The 602-nt window shown below is 68.3% G+C and carries 1 protein-coding gene; it reads right to left on the bottom strand.

Features of this window, described 5'->3' with window-relative positions; all coding sequences use genetic code 11:
• Positions 1-602, bottom strand: a 602-nt coding sequence (locus tag ABTU92_RS28740; protein ID WP_408094985.1) for an AEC family transporter, incomplete at both ends; no start/stop codon positions are given.

Genomic DNA, 602 nt, shown 5'->3' with positions numbered 1-602 from the left:
CGATCAGCGACGTGACCAGCAGCACGACGGCAGGCGCGATCAGGAACCGCGCCGCGACCAGGATCCACATGTCGCCGCTCATCCGTACGGTCTTGAGATTCGACACGTAGATGGCGATGCCGAGAAACAGCATGGCGAGCGGCGTCGTCATGGCGCCGAGATAGCCGAGCGTGCTGGACAGGAAGGTCGGCAGCTTGATGCCGCCGAGGATCAGCGCGACGGCGAGGACCGAGCCGATCAACGGCGGCGTCACGATGTTGCGCAGCGTCGACAGGCCGAAGGCGGGACGCGGCACCACGATGGCGGAGCCGCGTTGCGCCGCGAAGTGCGGCCCGTCGAGGCTGAGCCCGTAGACGCCGATCGTCCAGAACAGCAGGGTCTGCACCAGGTAGTAGATCACGGCGTAGGGGAGCGCCGCCTCGCCGAACAGCGCGACGTTCACCGGGAATCCGATGAACCCGCTGTTGGAGACGAAGAACATCGCCTGGAAGGCGCCGCGCCGCTGCACCGGCACGCGCGCCAGGAAAGACACCGCGACGCCGATCGCCCAGACGGTCAGCATCACGACGAGCGGCACCGCCGCCGCCGTGCCGGCCTGCACG

This window comes from Rhodoplanes sp. SY1, from assembly GCF_046000175.1.
Lineage (GTDB): Bacteria > Pseudomonadota > Alphaproteobacteria > Rhizobiales > Xanthobacteraceae > Rhodoplanes.
The sequence above is the reverse complement of the archived record's forward strand: the minus strand, read 5'-3'. Positions and strand labels throughout refer to the sequence as shown.